Annotated in this window: 26 protein-coding genes; 21 read left to right on the forward strand and 5 right to left on the reverse strand. The window is 70.2% G+C overall.

Annotated elements, in window-relative coordinates; genetic code table 11:
• Positions 1-360, forward strand: a 360-nt coding sequence (locus VFE05_19655; GenBank protein ID HET6232300.1) for a hypothetical protein, incomplete at its 5' end; no start/stop codon positions are given.
• A 224-nt stretch (positions 361-584) separates the two neighbouring features.
• On the opposite strand, the gene VFE05_19660 is transcribed toward VFE05_19655, so the two are convergent.
• Complete coding sequence (locus VFE05_19660) at positions 585-1,190, reverse strand: TMEM175 family protein (protein ID HET6232301.1); 606 nt, start codon at positions 1,188-1,190, stop codon at positions 585-587.
• A 325-nt stretch (positions 1,191-1,515) separates the two neighbouring features.
• Between VFE05_19660 and VFE05_19665 the strand changes: the two genes are divergently transcribed.
• The 6 genes from VFE05_19665 to VFE05_19690 all read left to right on the forward strand — a co-directional run bounded on the left by VFE05_19665 (position 1,516) and on the right by VFE05_19690 (position 6,373).
• On the forward strand, positions 1,516-2,109 hold the full coding sequence (locus tag VFE05_19665; protein ID HET6232302.1) for a TetR/AcrR family transcriptional regulator: 594 nt from the start codon (positions 1,516-1,518) through the stop codon (positions 2,107-2,109).
• An 86-nt stretch (positions 2,110-2,195) separates the two neighbouring features.
• On the forward strand, positions 2,196-3,431 hold the full coding sequence (locus VFE05_19670) for an acetyl-CoA C-acetyltransferase (GenBank protein ID HET6232303.1): 1,236 nt from the start codon (positions 2,196-2,198) through the stop codon (positions 3,429-3,431).
• A 187-nt stretch (positions 3,432-3,618) separates the two neighbouring features.
• Positions 3,619-4,500, forward strand: coding sequence for an alpha/beta fold hydrolase (locus VFE05_19675; GenBank protein HET6232304.1), 882 nt, complete (start codon positions 3,619-3,621; stop codon positions 4,498-4,500).
• Between the two features lie 185 nt (positions 4,501-4,685).
• Positions 4,686-5,207, forward strand: a complete 522-nt coding sequence (locus VFE05_19680) for a DUF4442 domain-containing protein (GenBank protein HET6232305.1) — start codon at positions 4,686-4,688, stop codon at positions 5,205-5,207.
• A 115-nt stretch (positions 5,208-5,322) separates the two neighbouring features.
• Complete coding sequence (locus VFE05_19685; protein HET6232306.1) at positions 5,323-5,832, forward strand: DUF4442 domain-containing protein; 510 nt, start codon at positions 5,323-5,325, stop codon at positions 5,830-5,832.
• A 244-nt stretch (positions 5,833-6,076) separates the two neighbouring features.
• Positions 6,077-6,373 carry a hypothetical protein gene (locus VFE05_19690; protein HET6232307.1) on the forward strand — a complete coding sequence of 99 codons (297 nt, stop codon included), beginning with the start codon at positions 6,077-6,079 and terminating at the stop codon, positions 6,371-6,373.
• A 219-nt stretch (positions 6,374-6,592) separates the two neighbouring features.
• On the opposite strand, the gene VFE05_19695 is transcribed toward VFE05_19690, so the two are convergent.
• Positions 6,593-7,426, reverse strand: coding sequence for a formate/nitrite transporter family protein (locus tag VFE05_19695; protein ID HET6232308.1), 834 nt, complete (start codon positions 7,424-7,426; stop codon positions 6,593-6,595).
• Between the two features lie 113 nt (positions 7,427-7,539).
• Between VFE05_19695 and VFE05_19700 the strand changes: the two genes are divergently transcribed.
• The 5 genes from VFE05_19700 (at position 7,540) to VFE05_19720 (ending at position 12,255) form a co-directional block, all read left to right on the forward strand.
• Complete coding sequence (locus VFE05_19700; protein ID HET6232309.1) at positions 7,540-8,424, forward strand: DUF72 domain-containing protein; 885 nt, start codon at positions 7,540-7,542, stop codon at positions 8,422-8,424.
• Between the two features lie 276 nt (positions 8,425-8,700).
• The gene (locus tag VFE05_19705; GenBank protein HET6232310.1) at positions 8,701-9,504 is read left to right on the forward strand and encodes a hypothetical protein; all 804 of its coding nucleotides are present in this window, start codon (positions 8,701-8,703) and stop codon (positions 9,502-9,504) included.
• Positions 9,505-10,017: 513 nt separating this feature from the next.
• A complete protein-coding gene (locus tag VFE05_19710; protein HET6232311.1) occupies positions 10,018-10,800 on the forward strand; it encodes a histidine phosphatase family protein in 783 nt (260 codons plus the stop codon).
• Positions 10,797-11,708 carry an NAD(P)H-hydrate dehydratase gene (locus VFE05_19715; GenBank protein ID HET6232312.1) on the forward strand — a complete coding sequence of 304 codons (912 nt, stop codon included), beginning with the start codon at positions 10,797-10,799 and terminating at the stop codon, positions 11,706-11,708. The genes VFE05_19710 and VFE05_19715 overlap by 4 nt, the downstream gene beginning before the upstream one ends.
• A gap of 343 nt (positions 11,709-12,051) precedes the next feature.
• On the forward strand, positions 12,052-12,255 hold the full coding sequence (locus VFE05_19720; GenBank protein ID HET6232313.1) for a hypothetical protein: 204 nt from the start codon (positions 12,052-12,054) through the stop codon (positions 12,253-12,255).
• Between the two features lie 307 nt (positions 12,256-12,562).
• Here VFE05_19720 and VFE05_19725 read toward each other — a convergent pair whose 3' ends face one another.
• Complete coding sequence (locus tag VFE05_19725; GenBank protein HET6232314.1) at positions 12,563-13,231, reverse strand: hypothetical protein; 669 nt, start codon at positions 13,229-13,231, stop codon at positions 12,563-12,565.
• A gap of 470 nt (positions 13,232-13,701) precedes the next feature.
• Between VFE05_19725 and VFE05_19730 the strand changes: the two genes are divergently transcribed.
• Positions 13,702-15,360 carry an O-antigen ligase family protein gene (locus VFE05_19730; protein HET6232315.1) on the forward strand — a complete coding sequence of 553 codons (1,659 nt, stop codon included), beginning with the start codon at positions 13,702-13,704 and terminating at the stop codon, positions 15,358-15,360.
• A gap of 377 nt (positions 15,361-15,737) precedes the next feature.
• Here the strand turns inward: VFE05_19730 and VFE05_19735 are convergent, their stop codons facing one another.
• Positions 15,738-15,998 carry a GlsB/YeaQ/YmgE family stress response membrane protein gene (locus VFE05_19735; protein HET6232316.1) on the reverse strand — a complete coding sequence of 87 codons (261 nt, stop codon included), beginning with the start codon at positions 15,996-15,998 and terminating at the stop codon, positions 15,738-15,740.
• 136 nt (positions 15,999-16,134) lie between these two features.
• Here VFE05_19735 and VFE05_19740 point away from each other — a divergent pair, with 136 nt between their 5' ends.
• The 8 genes from VFE05_19740 (at position 16,135) to VFE05_19775 (ending at position 22,607) form a co-directional block, all read left to right on the forward strand.
• Positions 16,135-16,725, forward strand: coding sequence for a phospholipid scramblase-related protein (locus tag VFE05_19740; GenBank protein HET6232317.1), 591 nt, complete (start codon positions 16,135-16,137; stop codon positions 16,723-16,725).
• Positions 16,726-16,877: 152 nt separating this feature from the next.
• Positions 16,878-17,030 carry a lmo0937 family membrane protein gene (locus VFE05_19745; GenBank protein ID HET6232318.1) on the forward strand — a complete coding sequence of 51 codons (153 nt, stop codon included), beginning with the start codon at positions 16,878-16,880 and terminating at the stop codon, positions 17,028-17,030.
• A gap of 90 nt (positions 17,031-17,120) precedes the next feature.
• Positions 17,121-17,567, forward strand: coding sequence for a CidA/LrgA family protein (locus VFE05_19750; protein ID HET6232319.1), 447 nt, complete (start codon positions 17,121-17,123; stop codon positions 17,565-17,567).
• A complete protein-coding gene (locus tag VFE05_19755) occupies positions 17,560-18,270 on the forward strand; it encodes an LrgB family protein (protein HET6232320.1) in 711 nt (236 codons plus the stop codon). Before VFE05_19750 ends, VFE05_19755 begins: the two co-directional genes overlap by 8 nt.
• A gap of 335 nt (positions 18,271-18,605) precedes the next feature.
• Entirely contained in the window at positions 18,606-19,457 is an 852-nt protein-coding gene (locus tag VFE05_19760; GenBank protein HET6232321.1) for a DUF3667 domain-containing protein, read from the forward strand.
• Positions 19,458-19,687: 230 nt separating this feature from the next.
• A complete protein-coding gene (locus tag VFE05_19765; GenBank protein ID HET6232322.1) occupies positions 19,688-20,626 on the forward strand; it encodes a YihY/virulence factor BrkB family protein in 939 nt (312 codons plus the stop codon).
• An 84-nt stretch (positions 20,627-20,710) separates the two neighbouring features.
• Positions 20,711-21,757 carry a type IV toxin-antitoxin system AbiEi family antitoxin gene (locus tag VFE05_19770; protein HET6232323.1) on the forward strand — a complete coding sequence of 349 codons (1,047 nt, stop codon included), beginning with the start codon at positions 20,711-20,713 and terminating at the stop codon, positions 21,755-21,757.
• Entirely contained in the window at positions 21,750-22,607 is an 858-nt protein-coding gene (locus tag VFE05_19775) for a hypothetical protein (protein HET6232324.1), read from the forward strand. The genes VFE05_19770 and VFE05_19775 overlap by 8 nt, the downstream gene beginning before the upstream one ends.
• A 351-nt stretch (positions 22,608-22,958) precedes the next feature.
• Here VFE05_19775 and VFE05_19780 read toward each other — a convergent pair.
• On the reverse strand, positions 22,959-24,177 hold a 1,219-nt coding region (locus VFE05_19780; protein ID HET6232325.1), incomplete at its 5' end, for a hypothetical protein.

A 24,177-nucleotide genomic window follows, 5' to 3' on the forward strand; every position in this document is an offset into this window, starting at 1 on the left:
CTGTTTGCTCCGCTCGGCTTTGCTACCGGCATCCTGTTCACCGGGATCCTCGCGGGGATCGAGGGCCGTCGTGGGTTCGATCGCACGTCTCTTTCGCGCTTTGCGGGGTATGGTGCCGCGAGTGGCCTCCTTCTGTCCGGGATCTTCGTCGTTGGCGCGGCCCTTCGAGGGGGCGACTCGTGGGGAGAGTTCCTGGTGTTCGGCCCGCCCCTCACCATGGCGAGCGCAGTCTGCGCTGCTGGTTCGCTGGCCATAGCCAGACGGGCTGAACGGCGAGAGCTCGCCGGCGACAGTAAGCGTCCGACGGAGGCCGAACTTACCGGGGACGAAAAGAAGGAACTGCTCGGGCGCGGTGACTGACCCGTCGGCGTGGCTCCAGTCCGCCGCATCGCATTCGATAGCCCTCCGATGGACGTGACCATCGGGGGGCTTGGCGTTACGTCACGTTCGGTCCAATCCCGAAAATCCGGGATGACTCATGCGTTCGGACGCCGTGCATCTACCGATCGGGAATCCGCCGCCGGTGTGGCCGTTCCCCGATCCGCCCGGATGGCTCATCCCTCCGCGGCGGCCGTCGGCTCCGTTTAGGCTGCGTCCGTGCCGTGGGCGGCGTGGTGCGACTCGAGCGCGCGTTCGATGCGGCGGTCGGGGACGAGCCAGATGAGCGCGACGGCCACGTACGCCGCGCCCGAGATCCACGTGCTCACGAAGGCGCCGCCGATGCCGACGAGGTACAGGACGGGAGAGACCTTGCCCTTCAGGTCGCGCCCCAGCGCCCGCGCGAGCACGGAGCCGGGGCCCTCGCGCTTCAAGATGGTGGCTTGGAGGATGAAGTACGCGATGGCGGCCATCAGCAGGACCACGCCGTATGCGGAGGTGGGCACCGGCGCGAAGTGGTTCTCGCCCATCCAGCCCGTCACGAACGGCACCAGCGAGAGCCAGAACAGCAGGTGCAGGTTGGCCCACATGATGTTGCCATCCACGTGCCGCGTCACGTGCAGCATGTGGTGGTGGTTGCTCCAGTAGATGCCGATGTACACGAAGCTCAGCAGGTACGACAGGAACACCGGCAGCCCCGGCCGCAGCGAGGCCACGTCCGCCCCGTGCGGCGCCTTCATCTCCAGCACGGCGATGGTGATGATGATGGCCATCACGCCGTCGCTGAACGCTTCCATGCGTCCGGTGTTCATGGTGCTCTCGGCAGATGTGGGAAGTCGGTAGATGCGGGGCGAGCTCCGTTCGGCGGCACCATTCTCCGCCGGGAACCTTCCGCCGATGAGGATCATCTCCCGCGCCCCCCGCCGCAACCCCGCGGATGCGCGGCGTCGCTCGACCGACGCGGCGGATCCGCCGGATGATCCGCATCTACCGTCCGCACTTTCCCCGCGGCCGATGAGGCCTGCGGACGTTCATCCGATGTGACCTCCCGATGCTCGTCCGACAGCGGGGCTTGCGTGCTGGAGACGATCTGCGCATTTTGAGACCGATCGGTCGCATTCTTGAATCGAGGCGAGCATGGGCAAGGGCGAGCAGACGCGCGAGCACATCCTGGAGCGGGCGGCGGTGCTCTTCAACCGGCAGGGCTTCGCCGGCGCGTCGATGGCGGACGTGATGGAGGCCACCGGGCTGCGCAAGGGCGGCATCTACCGTCACTTCGAGAGCAAAGAGCGGCTGGCGCTGGAGGCGTTCGACCACGCGGTGGGCCTCGTCCGCGCCCGCTTCGTGGCCGCGTTGGACGGCAAGCGCAACGCGGTGGACCGGCTGCGCGCTATCGTCGGTGTCTTCCGCGAGTACGTGATCGATCCGCCCATCCCCGGCGGGTGCCCGGTGATGAACACCGCCATCGAGAACGACGACGGCAACCCCGAGTTGCGCGCCCGCGCCCTGGCCGTGATGGAGGAGTGGCGCGCCATGGTGTGCCGCACGGTGGAGAAGGGCGTGGAGCGCGGCGAGCTCCGCTCGACCACCGACGCCGAAGAGACGGCCTCGGTGGTGATCTCGCTGCTGGAGGGCGCAATCATGATGAGCAAGCTCTATCACGACCCCGTGCACCTTCAGCGCGCGGTGGAGCACCTGGACCGGCACCTGGAAGCGGCGGCCCGCGCCTGACGGCGGGCGGCCGCGTTTCGTACGTCCCCGGCAGGCGGGTCTCGCCGGACGGGGCGCATCTACCGAACACACACGAGGAGCGGACGATGGCGGACGCATACATCATCGACGCGGTGCGCACCCCGCGCGGCCGCGGCAAGGCGGGCAAGGGCGGGCTGTCGGGCATCCACCCGCAGGAGCTGCTGGCGCAGACGCTGGACTGCCTGGGCGAGCGCACGCAGGTGGAGCGCGGCGACGTGGAAGACGTGGTGATCGGCTGCGTGTCGCAGGTGAACGAGCAGGGCGGCAACGTGGCGCGCAACGCGGTGCTCGCCTCGGGCTTCCCCATCGGCGTGAGCGCGGTGAGCCTGAACCGCTTCTGCGGATCGGGCCTCCAGGCGGTGAACTTCGGGGCGATGGGGGTGATGGCGGGCATGCAGGACGTGGTGGTCGCCGGCGGCGTGGAGAGCATGTCGCGCGTGCCGATGGGCTCCGACGGCGCGGGGCAGGACGGCAGTAACCTGCGGCTGCGCGGCAAGCACTTCCAGGTGCCGCAGGGCATCAGCGCGGACCTGATCGCCACGCTGGAGGGGTTCAGCCGCGCGGACGTGGACGCGTTCGCGGCGGAGTCGCAGCGGCGCGCCGCCCGCGCCATCGCCGAGGGCCGGTTCGCGCGCGGCATCTTCCCCGTGCGCGACCCGGAGACGGGCACGGTGGCGCTGGACCGCGACGAGCACCCGCGGCCGGAGACGACGGCGGAGTCGCTGGCCGGGCTGGACCCCGCGTTCGTGAAGGCGGGCGCCACGCCGGTGGGCCCCGCGGGCGAGACGCTGGACGAGGTCGCGCTCATCAAGTACCCGCAGGCAGGCCGCATCCAGCACGTGCACACCGCCGGGAACAGCAGCGGCATCGTGGACGGCGCGGCGGCGGTGCTCCTCGCCTCGGGCGAGTACGCGAAGGCGCACGGGCTGCGCCCCCGCGCCCGCATCCGCGCGATGGCCACGCTGGGCACCGAGCCCGTGATCATGCTCACTGCGCCCGCGCCCACCTCTCGCAAGGCGCTGGCGAAGGCGGGGATGAGCGTGGGCGACATCGACCTGTGGGAGATCAACGAGGCGTTCGCCGCGGTGGTGCTCCAGACCACGCGCGAGCTGGGTGTGGACATCGACCGGGTGAACGTGAACGGCGGCGCCATCGCGCTGGGCCACCCGCTGGGCGCCACCGGCGCGATCCTGCTGGGCACCGTGCTGGACGAGCTGGAGCGCCGCGACCTGGCGACCGCGCTGGTCACACTCTGCATCGGCGGCGGGCAGGGCGTGGCGACGATCATCGAGCGGGTGTGACAGAGCCCCCTCCCCGGCTCGCTTAGGCTCGCCGACCCTCCCCCAAAACTGCCTGGGGGAGGGTTGGTTGGGGTTCGATGTGCGTCTTCCGATGAGGTGCTGGCGGAGGCCGATGGTTGGTGGCATGGCGGGGAGATGGATTTCGACGCAGGGAGTCTCGGCGGATCGGGCGACGATTGGAGGGGCGATGGATGAGCAGACGGCGGTGAAGATCGTGGGCGGGGCGCTGAGGGCGATCGGGTACGTGGCGCCGGGGACGGCGGCGAGGCTGGCGCTGCGCCTCTTCTCCAGCCCGCGCAGGCACGCGCGCCCGGAGCGCGAGCGCGAGGTGATGGTGACGGGCCGCCCGTTCACGGTGGGGCCGGGGCTGAGCGCGACGGAGTGGGGCGCGGGTCCGGCGGTGCTGCTCGTGCACGGGTGGGAGGGGCGCGGTACGCAGCTGGGCGCCTTCGTGCAGCCGCTGGTGGACGCCGGACGGCGCGTGATCGCCTTGGACGGGCCCGCGCACGGCGACTCGCCCGGCCGGGGCACGGACCTGCTGAAGTATGCGGATGCGCTGCGGGACATCGGCCGCGAGCTTGGGCCGCTGGACGGCGTGGTCGCCCACTCGTTCGGCGTGGCGGCCACGGTGCACGCGATGGCGGACGGGCTCGACGTCGCGAAGGTGGTGATGATCGCCGGGCCGTCGTCCGTGCACGACGTGCTGTCGCGCTACGAGGCGATGATGGGGCTCACGCCCGCCGTCGCGCGCCGCTTCCGCGAACTCGCGACGCGCCGGGTGGGCCGCAACGCGCACGAGCTGCACGTTGGCGAGGCCGCCCGGGGGCTGGGAAAGGTCCGCGCCCTGATCGTACACGATCCGGAAGATGCCGAGGTGCCGTACGCGGACGCGCTGGAGCTTTCCGCGGCGTGGCCCGGCGCGCGCCTGCTGACCGTTCACGGCGAGGGACACCGGCGGATCCTGCGCGCGCCGGAGGTGGTTCGCGCGGCGGTCGCGTTCCTGACGGGTGATGTAGGCGAGACGGGGCCGGCTCGGGCTCAGGCGGGGGAGGTCGGGGTCGCGCGCTGAATTGTTCGCGTGCGGATGACGGATGCCTTGGATGCGGATCAACCCTGGCGGGTGAGGCTACCGCGTGGGTTCTGGTGTTGCGTGGTGAGTGCTCCATAAATGCCGCGTGGATGGTTCGGCGGTGCTATGTTGTCGGATGGGTGACGGGCAGGGTGTGCATCTACTGAATCGACGGGGAGAGGCGGATGAGCGAGAGCGTGGCGGCGGCGGGGCTGTCGGCAGGAGCGGAGAAGGTGCGAAGGCGGATGCTGACGGCCGCCGGGCTGCGGGCGTATTTCCTCGCGAAGCTGCCGCTGGCGCTGTTCGCCGGGCTGAAGGTGCGCACGCTCACGGCGCAGCGCTGCGAGGTCACCGTACCGTACGGCTGGCGCAGCACCAACCCGTTCCGCTCCACCTACTTCGCCGCGCAGGCCATGGCGGCGGAGCTGTCCACGGGCGCGCTCACGCTGCTGGCGGTGGAGTCGGCCGGGGTGCCGGTGTCCATGCTGGTGGGCAGCATGACAGCGACCTTCGAGAAGAAGGCCACGGAGACGCTCACCTTCACCTGCGAGGACGGTGACCGCGTGTTCGCCGCGGTGCGCGAGACCGTCGCCACGGGCGAGGGCGTGACGGCGGAGCTCTCCACCGTGGGCACGCTGCCGGACGGGACGGTGGCAGCGCGCTTCACGTTCGTGTGGTCGCTCAAGAAGAAGACGCCCAGGCCGTAGCCCGCGCATCCGCCGTGAGCTTTCCGGAGTGGTGGGTGCCGTGCTGGCGCGGTATCCGCATCGCCGCATCTCCATCTCCCGACGACCGTTCTACTTCCGCTCCGAATCCCGCCGCATGCCCGAATCGCTCGAATCCCGCATCTGGCGCTGGCGAACCAACCTGTTCCCGGCGTACTGGGCCACCGGCGCGCGCGTGACGTACCTGGCCGCGGACACGCGCGAGGTGCGCGTGCGGCTTCCGCTCACGCTGCGGACGCGCAACTACGTGGGCACCATCTTCGGCGGCAGCATGTACGGGGCGATCGACCCCATCTACATGATCATGCTCATCCGCAACCTGGGGCCGGATTACGTGGTGTGGGACAAGGCCGCGTCCATCCGCTTCCGCAAGCCGGGGCGCACCACGCTCTTTGCGCGCTTCGTGATCGACGATGCGGAGCTGGACGCCATCCGCGACGAGCTGACCCGCACCCGCGCAATCGACCGCATCTACCACGTGGACCTCGCCGATGCCGAAGGCGTCGTCCACGCCTCGTTCGAGAAGATCCTCCATATCCGCCGCAGGAGAGCGGGAAAAGCTGGCCGCCCGCCCAAGGACAGCGAGAGAACCCAGGAAGAGCAGTAGCCCATCACATATTTTTGATGGAGCCCCTCGGCCTGACGTAGTCACGTGTGGATACCCGAAAGGCTTGCGCCTCCATATTGAAGAGCTACGGTGGAATGGCTCGGGAGGCGCGGTAGTATCCCGTGAAAAGATGTCGAACTCTCCCAAATTGTGGCGCAGACAGTTTGTGGTGCTTAAATTGGGTGTACGGGGTCGGTGGCCGCCGACCCGGCTGTGGCGTGCACCCAATCACCGGGGAGGCCTCATGCACAAGCTGAAGCTCGATCTGGACCAGCTTTCCGTCGAATCGTTCGATACCAATTCGCCCGCGGAGGCGCGGCGCGGCACGGTGAAGGCGCATTCGCACGTGTGCCTTTCGCCGTTCGAAACGTGTGCGGCGGCTAGCTGTAACAACACGTGCGCCACCTGCGATCCCAGTTGTGCCAGTTGCCTCAGCTGCTACAACACCTGCAACGGCACCTGCGGCGCGTCGTGCTACGGCACGTGTGCCACCTGCCAGACGAACTGCCAGCAGGAGTCCTGCGTGTACGTCTGCCCCTGACGGTTACACGCCCCGACCGTTCACGCGGCTCGAGATTCGTCCGCGTGGACGGGGGTAGGAACTGAATGATCCCACGACTGCTCGCTACTTTGAGCAGTTGTGGGGTCGAGGCATGCCGGTTTGCCGGGTGCAAGCTCTGGCTATCGCACAAACGCCGCATCCAGTCGCGAACTGGGGCGGCGTTTCGGTTACGGGCAAGATTGGATGATGAACTGCATTCTACCCGTGCTTCTCCTCGTGCTCTTCCTTGATCTGCCCGTAGTTGAGCAGGGCGACGAGCACCACGCCGCCGATGGCGTTGCCAAGGATGGCGGGGACGATGAAGGAGCCGGCCAACTGCCCCCAAGACGCTTCGCCCGCGGCGGCGCGGTAGAACGCCTCCACCGCGCCGGCGATGGAGTGGCGGAAGTGGAAGGCGGAGATGGGTGCCGTCAACATCCAAATCAGGAAGATGTGCGCGATGCTGTCGCGCGTGGAGGCCAGCAGCCAGGCGAGGAGCGCGATCAGCCAGCCCGCGAAGATGCCGCGGTAGAGCGTTAGGCCGAAGCCGTCGCTCGTCGCCTTCTCCGCCAGGTGCGAGAGCGAGGGCCGCAGCGATTCCTCCACCATCTGCGTGTGCGCCAGGACCCAGCCGAAGACGAGCGCGCCCAGCAGGTTGCCCACGAGCAAAATGCCCCACAGGCGCAGCATCCCCCGGAGAGTCTTCGCGTCGCGGTTGTGCAGCAGGGGGATCACCGGCTCCAGCGTGTTCTCGGTGAACAGCTCGCTGCGGCCGAGCACGACGAAGATGAACCCCAGCGGGTACGCGGCCGACGCGGCGGCGTGCTTCAGGTGCTCCGGCGCGAGGGAACTGGCGAACGCGGCGGCCAGGAAGCTGAAGCCCATCAGCATGCCCGCCGCGAACGAGGAGAAGAGGAGCGCGGAGAACGGCCGCTCCATCTCTTCCTCGGCGGGGGCGCGGATGTTCTCGTGGATCTCCACGGCCGAGAGGCGGGTGCCCGTCTCCGGCTCCAGGATCGACTTGGGGTGCGCCTTCTCGTCGCGCTCGCTCATACGAGGCGCCGCGGGCAAATGCCGCGCCCTGCGTTGCCCACCGGCCGCACGGGAACGCTTCCTGCCCTCCGCCGCGCATCTACGAGCGAGGCGTGGACGCGCGGAGGCTGACGATGATCCGATACGGGCCGGCGGGGTGGCAGTACAAGGACTGGGCGGGCGTGGTCTACCCGAACCCGCGGCCCAAGGGCTTCGACCCGCTGGTGTACATCGCCGAATACTTCGACACGGTGGAGGTCAACTCGACCTTCTACGGCCCGGCGAAGGAGAGCACCGGGCGGCTGTGGCTGGACCGCGTGCGGCACCGGCCGAACTTCCGCTTCACGGCCAAGCTGTGGCAGCGCTTCACGCACCAGCGCGGCACCGCGTGGACGGCGGCGGAGGTGGCCGAGGCGCGCGCCGCGTTCGATCCGATGCTGGAGGAGGGGCGGCTCGGCGCGCTGCTGCTCCAGTTCCCGTGGTCGTTCCGGCGCACGGACGAGAACCGCGAGTGGCTGGACGACGTGGCGAAGACCTTCGCGGACTTCCCGCTGGTGCTGGAGGTGCGGCACTCGTCGTGGAACACGCCGGACTTCTTCGGCGGGCTGGCGGACCGGGGGATCGGGTTCGTGAACATCGACCAGCCGCTCTTCCGCGACTCCCTCGAGCCCAGCGCGGTCTCCACGTCGCCCGTGGGCTACGTGCGGGTGCACGGGCGAAACTACCAGGACTGGTTCCGCGACAAGGCCCCGCCCGAGGCGCGCTACAACTACCTGTACCGCGCCGAGGAGCTGGAGCCGTGGGCGAAGCGCACCGCCGAGATCGCCGCCCAGCCGCAGACGGAAGACGTCTACGTCGTCACCAACAACCACTTCCGCGGCAAGGGCGTCACCAACGCGCTGATGCTCAAGTCCATGGTGGAGCGCGAAAAGGCCGCCAGTCCGCCCATCCTGTTCGACGAATACGGCGAGGTCCTGGCGCCGTATGCCGAGCCGGTGGAGCCGGGAAGCTCCACGTAGGTTCGGCGATTCCGCATCGCCCGGGTGATGCGGGCACCGGCATGGCGCGCGGGTGTATGACGCGCCCGATGCGAGACGGCGCGCGGGTTTTGCGCCGCTCCGGCATGGCGTTTTCGCGCGATGCGCGTTATCGTTGTTCCATCCTGACCACACCGTCGCAATCTCCGCATCTACCGAACGTACGGGAAGATGCGAAATCCGCCCGCGGGCTCGCGGGGAACGTGCATCGTCTCCGTCATTTCGCTGGAGATGCGGTGCAATCCTGAAGCGCAACCGATGAACGACATGCTCACCCCCGCCGAGTCCGGCGTCCTGAGCCACCTGCTGGTCGCGGGCGGCGCCGTGGACGACGACAAGCTCCCCGCAGCGGAGCTTGCCACGCTCACCGCGCGCGGATACGTGCGCCGCATGGCGGGCTTCGCGATCATCAGCGCGGAAGGGCGTGGCGCGCTGAAGAAGACGCCCGCGCCGTCGCTTCCCTCGCGCCCGGCCCCGCCGCTCTTCGCCGAGCGCGCCGCGGAGCCGGAGCCGCCCGCGCGGACGGTGGGCGTGCGCAGGCCCGCCGCCCCCGCGCCCGTGGAGGACGAGACGGGCGAGCCGAAGCTGAACCCGCTGCAGGAAGACCTGCTGCGCCGCCTGGTGCAGGAGAGCGGCGGGGTACCCGTGGACGACGTGGACGGCCGCGTGGTGCGCGCGCTGCACGGCCGCGGGCTGGTGGCGACGGCGCAGGGCAAGCTGGAAGTGACGGACGCCGGCCGCGACTTCTACGAGAAGAAGGTGCGCCGCCGCCGCCGCGCCCGGTCCGGCTGGCTGCGCACCGGCGAGCCCGTGGTGGCTCACGCTCCGGCGGCCGACGGCGCCGTGCCCGCCGCTCCGCTCCCCGGCGACCGCCGCGGCCGCGCGGACTCTCTCCGCCGCGCCGTGATCGCGCTGGAGCAGGCCATCGACGCGAACGCCGAGATCGGCGTGGGCGACGAGAACGCTCCCGCTCGCGACGTCTTCGCCGGCATGCTCGAGCTGGCCGACCGCATCGAGCGGGGCGATGACCCGCGCCGCATCTCCCGCGGCCCGCAAGCCTGAGGCGCATCGCAGGGACGACATCGAACGAGGCCGCGGGAACCGTCATGGTTTCCGCGGCCTCGCTGTTTTCGGGAGATGTGGCAGATGTGAAGGGGAAGATTCGATCGCATCTCCATCTCCCCAGAATCGGCTGGATACGAAATCCGGGAGAATCGGTGCGGCCGGCATCGCCCTGGCGGCTAAAGCCGCGGGCTACGACGGCACGAAGCCCACCGGCGTGGGCTGCTGCCGATGGTCCGAACCGCCTCGGTGAGACTCCGCGAAGGCGAGTTGATCTTCCCGGGTTCCGTACGAATCCGACCCTGCGCATCTCGCGAATTGATGCTGCGTCCTCACACCCATCACGCGACGGTGATCATCTACAGGCAACCCCCACATCTCTCGCCCCGTCCGCCACCCGCTTCGCAGCTCCAGAACCCACGCAATCAAGGACACAGTGGGCGATGGTACGCTCTTTGACCCAGCGGAGGGGTTCGGCGGAGACGGGAAGATACCGGAGAACGGGAAGTCGGTATGGAGCGGACGGATCGGGCGGACCAGAAGTGGCCGGACATGCTGTGGGTCGTGCGGCACGGGCAGAGCGCGGGCAACGTGGCGAGCGATGCGGCGTTCGCGGCGCGCCTGCCCACCATCGACCTCGCGATGCGCGACGTGGACGTGCCGCTCAGCCCGCTGGGCGAGGAGCAGGCGGCGGCGCTGGGCCGCTGGTTCGCCGGCATGCCGGAGGAGGAGCGGCCCACCGTGGTGCTCGCGTCGCCGTACCTGCGTGCGCGCCGCACGGCCGAGCTGATCCGCGAGGCGGGCGGCCTGTCGCGCGAGGCCGAGGACTCCATCGTGGACGAGCGGCTGCGCGAGAAGGAGTTCGGCGTGCTGGACCGCCTCACGCGCTACGGCATCGAGGAGCGCTTTCCCGACCAGGCGGAGTTCCGCCGGCTGCTGGGCAAGTTCTACCACCGCCCGCCCGGCGGCGAGAGCTGGTGCGACGTGATCCTGCGGCTGCGGAGCGCGCTGGACACCATCACGCTGCACCACTGCGGCGAGCGCGTGCTCATCGTCTGCCACCAGGTGATCGTGCTGTGCATGCGCTACCTGATGGAGTGCATGACGGAGGACCAGATCCTCGCCATCGACCGCGCGGAGGAGGTGGCGAACTGCTCGGTCACGTCGTATCGCTTCGACCCGTCGGTGGGCAAGCACGGGAAGATGGAGCTGGAGCTGTTCAACTTCGTCGCGCCGCTGGAGCGCGCCGGCGCCGAGGTCACGTCGCGGCCGGACGCCAAGGTGGCGGTCAAGTGAGCGACGCGCGTGGGAAGAAGTCCGCGCCGCGCCCGAAGCCCGTCACCGCCGCGTCGCTGCGCCGCATGTCGCTGCCGCGTCCGGACGAGGGCGGCGACAAGGAGTCGCGGGGTCGGGTGATGGTGGTGGGCGGCGCCGTTTCCGTGCCCGGCGCGATCGTGCTGGCGGGCATCGCGGCGCTGCGGGTGGGCGCGGGCAAGCTGCAGCTCGCCACGTCCCGGAGCGTCGCGCCGCTGGTGGGCGTGACGGTGCCCGAGTGCCTGGCGCTGGGCCTGCCGGAGACGAAGGCGGGCGGGATCGCCCCCCGCGCCGCCGCCGCGATCCTGGAGCGCGCCGCCCGCGCTGAGGCGCTGCTGATCGGGCCGGGGATGATGGACCCGGATGCGGTGCGGAAGCTCGTCTCCGCTGTGCTCGCGGAGGTGGACCGGCCCGCGCTGGTGCTGGATGCGGGGGCCCTCGCCGGCCTGGCGAACGAGCGCGGCGCGCTGAAGCGCCTGCGCGGCCGCGTGGTCGTGACGCCGCACGCCGGCGAGATGGCTGGGATGCTGGGCATCGGCAAGGACGAGGTCGATGCGGATCCGGCCGGGACTGCTTGCCGCGCTGCCGCGGATCTGGGCATCGTGGTCGCGCTGAAGGGATCCGAGACGCACGTCGCCACGCCGGACGGCGCGCTCTATCGCTACGCAGGCGGCTCGGTCGGCCTCGCGACGTCCGGATCGGGCGACACGCTGGCAGGGCTCGTCGCGGGGCTCGCGGCGCGCGGGGCGGAACCGGCGGTGGCGGCGTGCTGGGGCGTGTTCCTGCACGGCGAGGCGGGCAACGTGCTCGGCCGCACGCGCCCGCTCGGCTTCCTCGCCCGCGAGCTGCTGGACGAGGTGCCTGCGATCATGGCGGGGCTGGCGAAGTGAGACGAAGCTCGGGCGCCTGGTAGGGCTTCGCGCCATCCTCCGGCATTGCTGTTGGTTGCTGCTGTCCAATCGTAGTGCCGGGGCACACGGGCGATCGGGTGCGACGAAACGCGGGGTGGAGTTCCGGCTGGTGGCCGGGTGCCGGGCCTCGTCCACAGACGAGTGCGGATGAGCTACTGATCACCTCCGGGTGGGATGGGTCGCGAGCGCCTTTGTAGGCCCCACGCTGGCGGATTACAGACACAGTTTTCTGCGATCACTATTGTCGGTTGACGCCGAAGTATGGTACAATAGATGCGACAGGACGTCGCGGCCCATCCATCCCGCTCCAAGGAGGCGATCCATGAAGAAGCTCAAGCTCGACCTCGACCAGGTGAAGGTGGACTCGTTCGGCATGACGGGGACGGGCGGCCAGAAGGGGACCGTGCACGCCCACACCTACACCTTCCCCAGCGGCGAGGAGTGCAACACGGGTCGCCAGGATTCCTGCTACTCGTGCCCCGCCCCGCCGTGGTGCGCCCCTGAGCCGATCTCCACGTACTGCTGAGACGCGGCGCCATCGGGGCAGATGAAACAAGGGGGGCACTCCGGATGGAGTGCCCCCTGAACGTTGCCATATCCTACACAGATCCGGCGCCCGGGTGAAAGCAGCCCGCCGCGGAAAATCCCGGCGGGCTGCGATCTGGTTTTTGCTGTGGGATGTCGCTGCAAGATTCCTCGCGGCCCGGTGTGCGGTTGCGCGCGCACATCCGGCGATCTCGCCACTTTCCATGCATCCCGCTCGCCGCTGCCTGCGAAGCCGATTCTGCCGCGGCTTCAGCGGCCGGGCGATCCGGCGGCGAAACGGCTGCGGGTCAGCTCGCCAGGATGTACGAGCAGCCGGCTTCCTGCGCCGTGAGGGCGGCGAAGACACCGGAGGGCTGGAGGATCACGCCCGGGAGCAGATGCTGCTGGGCGCGCTCCTGCGCCGCGTCGTGCGAGAGCTTGTCGGCGGTGGCGAAGTTCCGGACGGCCTGCTGGAGCGCGATGTTGCACGCCAGGATCGTCCCGCCGTTCGCCATGAACGTGGGCGTGTTGTAGTCCGCGAACTGCGGCGGCGTGCCCGGCGGCGTGGTCATGAACGGGTTCTTGGTGGCCCAGCGCCCCGTGGCGGGGTCCTTCATCTTCACCCGCTTGCCGACCTGGAAGCGGCTCCAGTACTCGTCGTTCATCACCAGCGGCATGGCCGTGTGCCGCACCACCAGCACCGCGCCGATGTCGCTCTTCGCGGCGCCGTATATCTCCTTGAGCTGGTCCATCCACAGCAGCGCACGGAACACCGACTCGCCCTCGGAGAACGAAGGCGAGTCGAAGACCGCCTTGTGCTTCTTCCCCGCCAGCCGGTCTACCCAGCTCAGGTCCCACGCATTCGTCGCGGTCGTGGGGCGCTGCGCAGCCGCGGCCCCTGCGAGGCGCGTCTCGCCGCTGGCGGCCAGCAGGGCACCGGCTCCGGCGATGGTCAGGAAGCTGCGGCGAGTGGTCATGGCGAGGCCTGGGAACGCGGTGGGGCAGGGACCGGCGAGGCGGATTCCGGAGCACGGGCGAGGCATCCGCGCCCCGCATCGTCAGAGTATCGGAATCCGGCCCCGCGGACAAGCTTCGCCGGACGGGAGATGCCAGGCCTCGCATCTCCCCGATGCGCATCTCACGTCCTGCTGGTCTTCTACCGCCGCGTCACCGGCCGCAGGTGAAAGGAGGGTCGTCGAACGGCGTAACGCCGCACCTGTGTGTGCGACCGTGCTTCCGCAGCGAGGCCGCATCGGGAGCGCGGTGTTGCGCCTTCCGTGCCGGCCGGCGTGCGGGTCGGCGCATGCCCGCGGGCGGCGATGCGGCGTCTCGTCCGGCCACCTCCGCGCGGCTGGCGGCGTGGACTTTCGCGCGGGAACGTCCTATCCTGTCGGCACGCGGTGGCTGCCCGGCGCCGCGCCGTTCCTCCTCACCCGGAAAGAATGCCTTGAGGCCCGAGGTCCACATCACCCTTCCGCCCTACGCAGGGGCGACCGGCGCCGAGCGCCTGGCGCTACGCGTGATGCAGCTGGGTGCCATCGCCGTGGTGCTGGCGGCGGTGCCGTTCAAGCTCTTCGAGCTGGACCGCTACTTCATACCCAAGGAGCTGGTCCTGCACGCCACGGCGCTCATCGCCGGCGTGCTGCTGCTGGTCGGCGCCCGCCGCATGGCGCTCACGGCGGTGGATGCGTGCCTGGCGGGCTTCCTGGTCCTCAGCGCCGTGTCGGCCGCGCTGGCGACCAACCCGTGGATGGCGGGCCGCGCGCTGGGCATCACCCTCTCCAGCGTCGTCCTGTTCTGGTGCGCGCGGCGGGTGGCACGCGTGGGGCTGTACGGGCCGCTGCTGAACGCGCTGGCGTTCGCGGTGGCGCTGGGCGCCTTCACCTGCCTGCTGCAGACGTACGGCGTGCAGACGGACTTCTTCAGCCTGAACCGCGCGCCCGGCGGCACGTTCGGCAACCGCAACTTCGTGGCGCACCTGTGCGCGTTCGGGCTGCCGGTGCTGGTGCTTTGCGCGCTGCGGGCCAAGGGCGCGGGCGGCACGCTGCTGAGCGCGGTGGGCCTGGCGCTGGTGGCGGCGGCGCTGGTGCTGTCGCGCTCGCGGGCCGCCTGGCTGGCGATCGCGGCCTGCGCCATCGCGCTCACGCCGTTCGTCTTCCTGGCGCGCGGGCTGTTCCGCGACCTGCGCATGGCGGGCCGCATCTTCCTGCTGCTGCTGTTCGTGGCCGGCGGCGTGGCGGGCGCGCTGCTGCTGCCCAACAGCCTGCACTGGAAGAGCGACAACCCATACGCCGAGTCCGCCAAGGGCCTGGTGAACTACAAGGAGGGCAGCGGCGCGGGCCGCCTGGTGCAGTACCGCAACAGCGCCAACATGGCGCTGCACCACCCGCTGCTGGGCGTGGGCCCCGGCAACTGGAGCGTGGTGTACCCGCGCTTCGCCAAGGCGAGCGACCCGTCCATGTCCGACGAGGCGGGCGTCACCAGCAACCCGTGGCCCAGCAGCGACTGGTTCGCATACCTGAGCGAGCGCGGCCCCGCGGCGCTGCTGCTCATCGCCGGGGCCATGCTGTTCATGGCGGGCGGCGCCTGGCGCTGGCTGCGGAACGCGGAGGGGCCCGAGGAGGAGATGGCCGCGCTGGCGCTCGCCGCCACGCTGGTGGCCGCCGTCGTCGTGGGCGTCTTCGACGCCGTGCTGCTGCTGCCCGCGCCCGCCTTCCTGGTCTGGACCACTCTGGGCGCCCTGTCGGCCCCCGCGCGTGCCGAGGCCAAGCCGGTGCCGGTGTTCGTGCGCGTGCTGGGCGTGCTGCTGGTGCTGGCGATGGGCGGCGCCCTCGTCCTGCGCAGCGCCCTGCAGACGGTGTCGATGCAGATCGTGGATGCCACGGGCCGCACGGCCGAGATCGAGCGCGCGTCGGCGATGGACCCGGGCAGCTACCGCATCCACATGATCCTGGCGCAGAAGTACTCCGGCCGCGGCCAGTGCAAGCGCCTGATCCCCCACGCCGATGCCGCCCGCGCCCTCTTCCCCGAAGCCGGCGCGCCCAAGCACTATCGCGCCCAGTGCGGCAGCGGCCGCGCCACCAAACGCCGCCGCCGCCGCTCCTGACCGCGTTCCTTTCGCCGCAGTGCATCTCCTTCACCGGCCGGGAGATGCACCGCCGGTGGATCGCTGAACGCATCCGAACCGGTCCGATGCCGCGGCAGCAGCCCACGAAGGTGGGCTTGGTGCCTTCGTAGCCGCGGCTTCGGCCGCCAGGCGTGCCCCGGCGACGTATCTCCGGATTCGCGCCGCCGCCCGGAAATCGGCATCCGACGTCCGAGAACAGGCGATCGAGCAATGCCTGTCATCTGACGTCCGAGGCCGCAGGCCTGGGATCCGACGCCGAGCATCCGAGGCCCGAAGCTTCGAATCCGAAACGCGGAAGCGGCGGAGACCGTACCGCATCTCCGCCGCTCCACATCTACCGATCTTCCCGCCGGACGTCAGCCTCTTCGGCCGGCGCCGCGGATGAGGCGGAGGATGAACAGCAGCACCACGGCGCCTATGAACGCCACGAAGATGGTGCCTGCCAGCCCGCCCATGGGCGAGTTGACGCCGAGCTGGCGGAAGAGCCACCCGCCCACGAACGCGCCCACGATGCCGATGACGATGTCGCCGATGATGCCGTAGCCCGTGCCGCCCATCACCAGCGACGCCAGCACGCCGGCGATGAGCCCTACGATGATCCAGGTGAGGATGTCCATGGGTTTGCGCCTTGCGCCAAGGTAGGATGTGACCCGCGCAGCGCCAAGCGAGCAAAGCACATGCCCCGGCCGCGGACGGCCCCGTCTTCCGTCCACCCGGACGGCCCTTCTCCCGACCAATCCCGTGCCGATACAGATGCAGAACCCCAACCCGCTCGCCAAGAACACGTTCCTGGTCAAGGAGCACATCGGCCTGCTCAAGGCCGCGAACGACTACGACGTGTACGACCCGGAGACGGGCGCCATCGTGCTGCACTGCCGCGAAGAGGCGCTGGGGCCGCTCACGCGCCTGCTGCGCTTCAGCAGCTACAAGCGCATGACCCCGTTCGACGTGCGCATCCGCACGCCGGACGGGCGGCTCATCGTGCAAGTGCGGCGCGGGGTCTCGTTCCTGCGCTCGCGCGTGGAGGTGGTGGACGGCACCGGCGTGATCGGCCGCTTCCGCCAGAAGGTGTTCTCGCTGGGCGGCGCGTTCGACGTGCTGGACGCGGCGGAGAACGTGATCTGCACCCTGAAGGGCAAGTGGACGGGCTGGGACTTCCGCTTCATCGTGGGCGAGCGGGAGCTGGCGCACGTGAGCAAGAAGTGGGCGGGCATCGGCCAGGAGCTGTTCACCAGCGCCGACAACTACGTGCTCAGCATCTCCGAAGCCGTGGGTGCCGACGACCCCGCGCGCAAGCTGATCCTGGCGGCGGTGATGTGCATCGACATGGTGCTCAAGGAGTAACGCGCCGAGCCGGACGCCATCCGGCGGGGCGAATCCAGGCGGCGCCTGGCGCGGATGGCACGCCTGATGCACTTCCGGCACGTGCGGCGGGGCCGGCGGGTGGGGAACGCCTCGGATCCGCGATCCGGGAAAACGCATCAGGAGACTCGAACATGCTCTGGACTCTCGCGGTAATCCTCTTCGTCCTGTGGATCCTCGGGTTCGCCGTCTTCCATGTGGCTGGCGGCCTGATCCACCTGCTTCTCGTGATTGCCGTGATCGTGATCATCTTCCGGCTCATCACGGGTCGCCGCCCGGTCGTCTAGCCCGCGCGGCGAGCTGTACCCGAAGAGGGCGGCCACGCGGCCGCCCTCTTCGTTTTCCCAGCCTTCCAGTTCTGGTGCGAGATGCGGGAGATGCGGGAGATGCGGGAGATGCGGGAGATGCGGGAGATGCGGGAGATGCGGGAGATGCGGGAGATGCGGGAGATGCGGGGCGGGCCGGCCGTGCGACGGCTGGCGGAGGGCGCTGCGGGGCTGCTCGTCCTCGTCGCGCTGATGTACGCCGGGAACCTCGTCGCGGCGACGCTACGGCTGCCGGTGCCGGGCAGCGTGATCGGGATGGTGCTGCTCGCAGGCGGGCTGCGCGCGGGCGTGGTGCCGCTGCGCCTGGTGCGCGCGCCGGCCGAGCTGCTGGTGCGGCACATGGGGCTGCTCTTCGTGCCCTCCGGCGTGGGGCTGATGCTGCACTTCGGGCTGCTGCGGGCGGAGTGGCTGCCCATCACCGCCGCAAGCCTGGCGAGCGCCGCCGCCGTGCTGCTCACCGTCGGCCTGCTCCAGCAACGCCTGGAGCGGCATGGCTGACCGCGTGCTCCCCGCGCTTCTCGCCATCGCCGCGACGCTCGCCGTGTACGCCGCGGCGCAGCGGCTCTACGTCCGCGCGCGCAGCCCGCTGCTGAACCCGGTGCTCGTCTCCGCCGCCGTGCTCATCGCGCTGCTGCGGTGGACGGGAACGAGCGTCGACGCGTACGACGTGGGCGGGCGGTGGATCACGTATTGGCTCGGCCCCGCCGTCGTCGCCCTCGGCGTCCCGCTCTACCTGCAGATGGACGAGGTCGCGCGCCGGGGCCGCGCGGTGCTCGTCTCCATCGCCGCGGGCAGCCTCGTCGGGATCGTCTCCGCCGTGGGCGTTGCGGCGGCGCTGGGCGCGTCGCGTCGCGTGGTGCTCTCGCTCGCGCCGCGGTCCGTAACCACGCCGATCGCGATGGGGATCTCCGAGAAGCTGGGCGGGCTGCCGTCCCTCTCCGCCGCGCTGGTGATCGCGACGGGCGTGGTGGGTGCGGTGGCGGGGCCGGCGCTGGTTCGTGCGGCGGGCATCCGCAGCCGCACCGCGTTCGGGCTGGCGATGGGCGCGGCCGCTCACGGCGTCGGCACCGCCCGCGCCGTCGAGGAGGGCGAGGTGGAAGGCGCCACCAGCGGCCTCGCCATCGGGCTGATGGGCCTCGCCACCGCCATCCTCGCCCCCGTCGTAGTCGCCCTCCTCGAACGCATCTGCACCCGCTGCTGACGCGTGCCCGGCGTCGGCACCCTGGCATCTCCCGACACCAGGCGCCGCAACTAACCCCACATCGTGATTGCACTTGTCGGAGTGCGATTCATCGCATCCGATCACTCTCCGAACGCGCCGCGGTTCATCGCCTGAGACGATCTTCGGCCGTGCTTCCAGGGCGATCCACATCATCCGATGCGAACACCCGGCGGGTGGACCGGCATCGTCCCACGCTATCCATCTCCCGAACATCTGTAATCAAAAGTTTCTTGCCCAGGTGACGACATTGCTTTAGCTTGAGGCCGCATCTCCGCCCTCTCGCGTCCCGCGAACCTCCGCACCACGGGCGTCCCATGTCCGACATCTCCCTCACCGCATCCGCCGCGCTGGAAGCGACCGCCGAGCCGGCCGTCCAGGCCGCCGCCGTGCCGGGCGCGTGCCTGAACTGCGCGACGCCGCTCTCCGGCGGGTTCTGCTCCGGCTGCGGCCAGAGCGCGCGGCAGGAAAGGCTCACCGTCGCGCACGTCGCGAGCGACCTCGTCTCGCAGGTGCTGTCGCTGGACGGCGCGCTGCTGCGCACGGCGGTGGAGATGACCACGCGCCCCGGCGGGCTGATCGCGGACTACGTGACGGGCAAGCGGCGCCGCTATGTGAGCCCCCTGGCGTACCTCTTCTTCGGCACGGCGGCGTGGCTGCTGCTGTCCAACCTGTACGAGGCGCAGATGGTGGCGTGGATGCGCGACACCATGGCGCAGTCCGAGTCCGGCTTCTCGCTCATCTTCTCGCCGCGCCAGGCGGAGTTCTACCGCACCACGCTCTTCACCCTGTCGCGCCAGTTCACGTACACGAGCATACTGATGGGCGTGCCGTTCGCGCTCACCATCCGGCTGCTCTTCCGCAACAGCGGCATCAACCTGGCCGAGAGCTTCGTCTTCACGCTGTACGCCTTTGGGCACGCGGCGCTGCTGTACGCCGTCGCATCCACCGTGCTGATCGTGGGCCTGCACGCCTCGGTGGACGTGGCGATGAAGGCCAGCTACGCCATCTACCTCGCCGTCTGCATCCACGCCGCGATCGGGCTGTTCGGGTCGCCCGTGAAGTCGGCGCTCAAGTCCGCCGCCGCGCTCGTCGCGGGCTACCTGGGCTTCAGCGTCGTGTTCGCGCTGGCGCTCCTGGGCTACGTCGCCCTCTTCGTCGCGCCCTGACGCACGGTCATCGCACGCAGCGAACGCCCGGCAGCCATGTACCAGGCTGCCGGGCGTTCTCGTTTTCATCCGTCAAACGGGAATCTGCCGCGTCTCTTCCGAGCATCTCTCGGGTGAGATCGAGATAGCTCCCGGATGTACTCGCACCGGGCACTGCGCGCGGGCTGGAACCACGCTTGCACCTGCGGGCGCGCTCACACGCGGGGGGCACACGCGCGGAGGGCGGGGAGATGGCGAGCTGGTGGAAGGAAGGCTTCGGGCTGCTGAAGGACAGCGTGACGGACTTCCTGGACGACGATTGCCCGCAGCAGGCGGCGGCCATCTCGTACTACACGGTGTTCTCGCTGCCGCCGCTGCTTATCCTCATCCTGGCGGTCGTGGGCGCGGTGATGGACCCGCAGGACGTGCAAGGCGCGCTGGAGCGGCAGATCTCGTCGCTCATCGGCAGCGGGGGGGCGGAGGAGGTGCGCACCATCATCGCCCATGCGGACCGGCCGGGGAGCGGACGTTCCATCGCTTCGGTCTTCGGCGTGCTGGCGCTGGTCTTCGGGGCCACGGGCGCGTTCGGGCAGCTACAGGCGGCGCTGAACCGCGCATGGGAGGTGAAGCCGGACCCCAAGCAGGGTGGCCTCAAGAACTTCGTGGTGAAGCGGCTCTTCTCGTTCGGGCTGATCCTGGGAATCGCCTTCCTGCTCCTCGTCTCGCTCGCGCTGAGCGCCGCGCTCACCGCGCTGGGCAACGCCCTGGGCGGCATGGTGCCCGGCGGCCTGTCCGCCACGCTGCTGGAAGCGCTGAACATGGCGATCTCGTTCGTGGTGATCTCCAGCCTGTTCGCCGCGATGTTCAAGATCCTGCCGGACGCGAAGATCGCCCTGCGCGACGTGTGGGTGGGCGCCATCGCCACGACGGTGCTGTTCCTGGCGGGCAAGCTGGTGCTGGGCCTGTACCTGGGCAACAGCGACCCGGGCAGCGCGTTCGGCTCCGCGGGCTCGCTGGCGCTGATCCTGGTGTGGATCTACTACTCGTCGATGATCCTGCTCTTCGGCGCGGAGTTCACGCAGAGCTGGGCCACTCGCCGCGGCCGCGGCATCGAGCCCGAGCAAGGCGCCGTGCGCGTGAAGGAAGAGGAGAAGGAGATCCGCGGCCCGGAGGCGCAGGCGTCGGGGTGAACTGGGCCGTTGACATCGTTCCACCGGCCGCGCATTGTTCCTTGTTAGAGGAACAATGCTATTCGGAAGGAACGAACCGCTACAATGAAAGCGTTTCCCGCAGCCACGCCACTCCTGCAGAAGGCCCTCGATCTCCTCGCCCGGAACCTGGGGCCCGGGATCGGCGTGGGCGCGCGCACGCCGGACAGGAAGCCGGGACTGCCGGTGCACGTTCGCACCGGGAGCGGGCGGAAGGAGGTGGCGGTGCGGCTGGTGGAGCCAAACTCGGCCGAGAGCTTCGCCACTGGCGCCAACGTGGTCCGTGTGCTCGCGAGGGCGTCGCAGGCGGTGCGGCAGGGGATGCGCGAGCGGGGGGAGAGTTTCGTAGACCTGTCCGGCGCCGTGCACTTGAACCTCCCGGGGCTGCTCATCGACCGGAGCGACCTGGAGCCGGCTACGCGCGGGACGGCCGATGCGCAGCCGTTCGCGGATCCGTTCGCCGACCGTGCGTCGATGGTGCCGCGGCTGCTGCTGGCATCGCCGGAGCGCGTGTGGGGCGTGCGCGAGCTGGCATCTGCCGTGGGGACGGGGCTGGGCTCCACCTCGCGCGTAGTCCGAAGCCTCGCGGCGCGCGGGCTCGTGCGGGCGGAGCGCGAAGGCCGGTCCTCGCGCATCCGCGTGGACGACCCGGTACGGCTGTTCGAGCGATGGGCGGCGATCTACGACTGGACGCGCAACCGGTCCCAGGCGTTCCACGCGCCCATCGGCAGCGTGGACCGCTTCGTCCGCCGACTGCCCGACGTGTTCGGCGAAACCGGGTGGGCGCTGACGATGCACGCCGGCGCTTCGCGCATCGCCCCCCACGCGGTGCAGGACGATGACGGGCGCGTTCACGTCTACGTCGATGCGGCGAACGGACGTGCGATGGCCGAGCTGGGCCGCGCAGCGGGATGGACACCGGCCTCGGACGGGCGCGTGGTGCTGATGAAGCCGTACTACAAGACGTCCGCGTGGTTCGGGGTGCAGGAGGCGGATGGAATGCCGATCGTCAGCACGCTGCAGCTGGCGCTGGACCTGTGGCAGTACCCGGTGCGCGGCCGCGAGCAGGCGGAGCATCTGCTGCAAGCCGTGCTGGGGTGGGCCGATGGATGACGGGCGGGAGGAGCGGGCCTTCGCGCGGGTGATCTGGGAGCTTCGCGCGTACCTGCCGGAGGTGGTGGTGATCGGCGGATGGGTGCCGTACCTCTACCGGCAGTACGGCGGGTTCCGGCGATGGGCTGCGTCCGTCTCGTTCACCGCGGACGTGGACATCCTGATCGAGCGCCCGGTTCCGGCGGATGGACGCCGGCCGATCGCCGAGATCCTTTCCGGCGCCGGCTTCGAGCCGCATGACGCGAGTGCCGCCGTGTGGATCGGCGACGTCGCGCGGGGCGAAAAGGTCGAGTTCCTGGTGCCGCACATGGGCACGGCGCGCGGCCTGGGGCGTCCGGTTGCAGTGGGCGACCAGCGGCACCTGGGCGCCATCCCGCTCCAGCACCTGCGCGTGATGCGGCGGCACACGACCACGCTCGCCGTTCCCGCGGGGCTCGCCAGCGGCCGCCTCGCAGAGGTGCAGGTGACGGTGCCACGCCTCGGCGCGTACGTGGTGAACAAGGCCAGCACCTTCACCCACCGCGGCTCCGGCGCGGCCGAGGGCAACGCCAAGCGCGCGAAGGACCTCCTCTACCTCCGCGACCTCATGGCCGCCGGGGAGGAGGTCGCAACCCGGATCGAAGCCGACCTGGCGGAGATCTCCGCATCCCATCGCGAGACGCGGAGCGACGTGGGCTATGCCGCGAGCCAACTGGAGCTTGCCCTGCGCGGTGCCGCGTCCCGCACGGTGGACGAGGCGGCGGAAGCCCTCGCGGAACGTGAGCGCACGCTCGGCACCGCGGCGGCACGGGCGGACCTGCAAGGCCACCTCACCGACCTTGCCGAGATGCTGCGGGCCAACAGCCGCTGACGTGAGCATGGGGGCGAAGAGTGATCGAATCCCCATCATCTCGTTCCTGTTAACGAAACTGTTCCTTATTGAAGGAACAATGTGTAGATCATGGAACGGTGAATGACGTTCTGAAGAGGACGCGCTGCAATTGCGCGGGCTCAGTAATGCGAGCAGCCGCGCATGGCGAGGTTGAGGATGATGGTGAGGACGACGGAGGCGATGATGCTGAAGAGGCAGCCGGAGCTGCGGACCTGAAACGCCATGGCGGTTCTCCGAGGGTGCGGATGCGCGGATGCGAGCCGCACCGAAGGGCATCCGCCGTGCCGCACCGGGGCGCAGGGAGAGAAGGCCGACCGGGCGACGCCGTGCTCAGTCCACGTACGTCTCGAAGAAGCCGGGGAGACGGCCCACGACGTGGCCGCGCTCGCGGACGGTGGCGATGCCGCGGATCTGGACGAAGTAGCGGCGGGCGCGGCGGGGCGGGCCGTTGTCGGTGACGTGCACGGCGGCGACGTCGACGGTGACGGCGAAGCCCTGGCGCGCATCCTCGAACCGCATCTGCCGGGGGACTTGGACGGTGCGGCCGGCGATGGTGGCGGGCTGCATGGCGGTGTAGCGCAACGCGCCGGGACGGTAGACGCCGCGCACCCCCCGCCCATCCACCACGTACGCGAACATCCCCTCGGTCGCGGTGGAGTCGCCGCGGACCACGCCGTACAGCAGCGAGACGGCCGAATCCGACGCGGAACCCCATTCCCACGACACGTTGCCCCACACGCCCCAGTTGTGGTCGTGGTAGGCCTGCGCGCCGCGCACGGTCTCGCAGCGCGGCAGGCAGACGCTGCCGCTTGCGGTGGCGTAGAGCGCGGGCGTGACGTAGCCGGAGACGAGCGTGCTCCCGCCCAGATCGGTCGCGGGGAAGTAGCGGTGCGGCGCGGGGACGAGGCGCAGGTCGATACGCGCATCTCCTGCATCGGCGACGACGTGGTAGGTGCCGCCGGACATCCGCACGAACGCGCGGTCGCCGAAGCGCAGGTCGGGCGACGCGGTGTCGAAGCGCACGTCGCGGTCCGGCAGGTCGCGGTGCAGCGAGCGGTGCGTCCCGTCGGGCTCGCGGACGGTGAGGAGGATGCGGCCACCCCAGCGCCCCGGCTCGTTCACGCGGCCGGCGACCATGAGCGTGGCATACACCCAGCGGTCGGGCGCGAGCACGACGTTGAAGTAGTGCCACTCGGCCCAGGTGGAGTCGTGCGCCGCGGCGCCGCGCGGGAGGTGGAAGCGGTCGATCTCGCGGAACAGCTCGTCCTGCCCGGGCGCGGCCCAGCGGCGGTCCGCGTCGCTGTCCATCCACCGTCCGGAGAGCAGCTGCGGGACGGCGCCGGCGTCGCGGGCGCGCGAGGGGATCTCGCCCGTGGCCATGGCTTTCAGCGTGCGGCCGCGTGCGACGACCTCAACTTCCTTGGCGTCCAGCACGGGGCTGGCGTTGCGCACGCCGTACGCCTCGCGCATGCGCGCCGACTCCAGCAGCTCGCGCTGGAGGAAGCGCGCGTGGTCGATGCCCAGGAAGAGCGACGAGACGCCGCCCGCC

This window comes from Longimicrobiaceae bacterium, from assembly GCA_035696245.1.
Lineage (GTDB): Bacteria > Gemmatimonadota > Gemmatimonadetes > Longimicrobiales > Longimicrobiaceae > DASRQW01.

Bases quoted from the DNA above. Each gene is read 5' to 3' on its own strand.
- VFE05_19660 (HET6232301.1), bottom strand. From the start codon at position 1,190: ATGAACACCGGACGCATGGAAGCGTTCAGCGACGGCGTGATGGCCATC.
- VFE05_19665 (HET6232302.1), top strand. From the start codon at position 1,516: ATGGGCAAGGGCGAGCAGACGCGCGAGCACATCCTGGAGCGGGCGGCG.
- VFE05_19670 (HET6232303.1), top strand. From the start codon at position 2,196: ATGGCGGACGCATACATCATCGACGCGGTGCGCACCCCGCGCGGCCGC.
- VFE05_19675 (HET6232304.1), top strand. From the start codon at position 3,619: ATGGATGAGCAGACGGCGGTGAAGATCGTGGGCGGGGCGCTGAGGGCG.
- VFE05_19680 (HET6232305.1), top strand. From the start codon at position 4,686: ATGAGCGAGAGCGTGGCGGCGGCGGGGCTGTCGGCAGGAGCGGAGAAG.
- VFE05_19685 (HET6232306.1), top strand. From the start codon at position 5,323: ATGCCCGAATCGCTCGAATCCCGCATCTGGCGCTGGCGAACCAACCTG.
- VFE05_19690 (HET6232307.1), top strand. From the start codon at position 6,077: ATGCACAAGCTGAAGCTCGATCTGGACCAGCTTTCCGTCGAATCGTTC.
- VFE05_19695 (HET6232308.1), bottom strand. From the start codon at position 7,426: ATGAGCGAGCGCGACGAGAAGGCGCACCCCAAGTCGATCCTGGAGCCG.
- VFE05_19700 (HET6232309.1), top strand. From the start codon at position 7,540: ATGATCCGATACGGGCCGGCGGGGTGGCAGTACAAGGACTGGGCGGGC.
- VFE05_19705 (HET6232310.1), top strand. From the start codon at position 8,701: ATGAACGACATGCTCACCCCCGCCGAGTCCGGCGTCCTGAGCCACCTG.
- VFE05_19710 (HET6232311.1), top strand. From the start codon at position 10,018: ATGGAGCGGACGGATCGGGCGGACCAGAAGTGGCCGGACATGCTGTGG.
- VFE05_19720 (HET6232313.1), top strand. From the start codon at position 12,052: ATGAAGAAGCTCAAGCTCGACCTCGACCAGGTGAAGGTGGACTCGTTC.
- VFE05_19725 (HET6232314.1), bottom strand. From the start codon at position 13,231: ATGACCACTCGCCGCAGCTTCCTGACCATCGCCGGAGCCGGTGCCCTG.
- VFE05_19735 (HET6232316.1), bottom strand. From the start codon at position 15,998: ATGGACATCCTCACCTGGATCATCGTAGGGCTCATCGCCGGCGTGCTG.
- VFE05_19740 (HET6232317.1), top strand. From the start codon at position 16,135: ATGCAGAACCCCAACCCGCTCGCCAAGAACACGTTCCTGGTCAAGGAG.
- VFE05_19745 (HET6232318.1), top strand. From the start codon at position 16,878: ATGCTCTGGACTCTCGCGGTAATCCTCTTCGTCCTGTGGATCCTCGGG.
- VFE05_19750 (HET6232319.1), top strand. From the start codon at position 17,121: ATGCGGGAGATGCGGGAGATGCGGGAGATGCGGGAGATGCGGGAGATG.
- VFE05_19755 (HET6232320.1), top strand. From the start codon at position 17,560: ATGGCTGACCGCGTGCTCCCCGCGCTTCTCGCCATCGCCGCGACGCTC.
- VFE05_19760 (HET6232321.1), top strand. From the start codon at position 18,606: ATGTCCGACATCTCCCTCACCGCATCCGCCGCGCTGGAAGCGACCGCC.
- VFE05_19765 (HET6232322.1), top strand. From the start codon at position 19,688: ATGGCGAGCTGGTGGAAGGAAGGCTTCGGGCTGCTGAAGGACAGCGTG.
- VFE05_19770 (HET6232323.1), top strand. From the start codon at position 20,711: ATGAAAGCGTTTCCCGCAGCCACGCCACTCCTGCAGAAGGCCCTCGAT.
- VFE05_19775 (HET6232324.1), top strand. From the start codon at position 21,750: ATGGATGACGGGCGGGAGGAGCGGGCCTTCGCGCGGGTGATCTGGGAG.